The sequence below is a fragment of the Olsenella sp. AGMB03486 genome (assembly GCF_040884255.1).
GTDB lineage: Bacteria > Actinomycetota > Coriobacteriia > Coriobacteriales > Atopobiaceae > Olsenella_L > Olsenella_L kribbiana.
The window spans coordinates 1-1,439 of the sequence record NZ_JBEVTM010000054.1 but is presented as its reverse complement, the minus strand read 5'-3'; the positions used below and the strand labels follow the sequence as shown (position 1 = coordinate 1,439).

At 64.9% G+C, this 1,439-nt stretch carries 1 protein-coding gene; it reads right to left on the bottom strand.

The features are described 5' to 3' along the window. Positions 1–1,133, bottom strand: a 1,133-nt coding sequence (locus ABVS03_RS11515; protein WP_368019214.1) for an IS110 family transposase, incomplete at its 3' end; no start/stop codon positions are given. Positions 1,134–1,439: the final 306 nt, after the last annotated feature.

Sequence of the window (1,439 nt, the reverse complement as noted above, 5' to 3'; positions counted from 1 at the left end):
CGCAGCCTCTTGCGTGCCACTGCCTTGAGCGCCTTGTTGTGCCTCATGCCCCTCGCGACGCAGGCATCATAGTACCTCCCGAACCGGTTCTTCGTCCCCACGAGGGAGTTGCAGCTGAATATGAGGAGGTTCTTGAGCGCCTTGTTGCCTCCATGGGCGTCTCTCTGAGACCTGATGGAGGATCCGGAGTCGTGGTCCGCAGGCGCGAGGCCGCAGTATGCAGCGAGCTTGCTGTCCCCAGGGAAGAGCGATATGTCGATCGAGGTCGCGAGCGCGGATGCCGTCTTCGGCCCTATGCCCGGGATGGTGAGCAGGCAGCGGTAGGTCTCGTCGTCCTGGAGGAGGCGCCCCAGCTCTGCGGAGAGCTCCGTCCTCTCGGAATCGGCCTCGAGGATCTCCCTGGCAAGGCTCCTTGCAAGCATGTCCTCTGCATCGGGATGGAAGGCCGAGGAGGCCGAGCGCATGGCTGCCTTCCAGAATGCATCCCTTGCCTGCGCAGGCACGCCCTGCCTCGCGCACAGCGTGCAGTAGCGCCTCCTGCCTGCTGCTGCAAGCCCCTTCGCCCCTCCGAATCCGGCCATCGCCTCGAGCTGCCATGCGCTCGAGAGGTCCGCTGCAGCCTCGAAGGCCGGATCGGACTCGAGGAGCACCGCATGGAGCCTGTTGCGGGCCATGGTGGCGCGCCTCGTGGCATACGAGAGCTGGGATGACACCAGCGAGACGGAGGCGCCCAGGTCGTCTGTCTCGGCGATCGGCCTGATCGCCGTCCTGAGCCCGATGCCCGTCTGCGCGATCGCCTCGGCGTCTATGCGGTCGTTCTTCGCCGTCCCGGGGAACATCTCGCGGGCGTTCTTCATCGCCTTCCCCGGAAGGTATCCGACGTCGACCCCCTTCGCGCGGCACCTGCGCACGACGAGCGAGCCGATGTTGTTCTTCTGGTCGACGATGACCAGGGCCCCTTCCCCCGCCTCGTCGAGCAGCGCATCGACATCCTCCTGGCGGTTGTCCAGCCTGCGGCTGATCCTGATGGAGCCGTCCGGATCCAGCCCCACTGCCCAGTGGAATGACTTCCCGACATCTATCCCGAGATAGAGGCGGTGCGGGCCGAACCAGTCTTTCTGCTTGCGTTCCATGGTGGTAATCTCCTCTTAGGCCGGCTGGCCACCATGTCTGAGGGGCGACATCCACATTACCCTGCCGTCACGGCATGCCGTGCGGCACATCCCTATCAGCCGTTCCCGGACAGACCACCATCCCCTGGCAGCAACACCCCCCGGGCCTTCGCGAGAGGCAGGGGCGGAAGGCTGTCCAGGGGCGGTCGGCCAGCAGCCCCTTCCAGGGGCCATATACAAGGTTAGGGAATCCGCAGGCAATGCATTATCGAAAACCCCAAAGCTTGGAGAGGCCCCTAGGGACTGTCTCTCACTGTAATGGGGCAG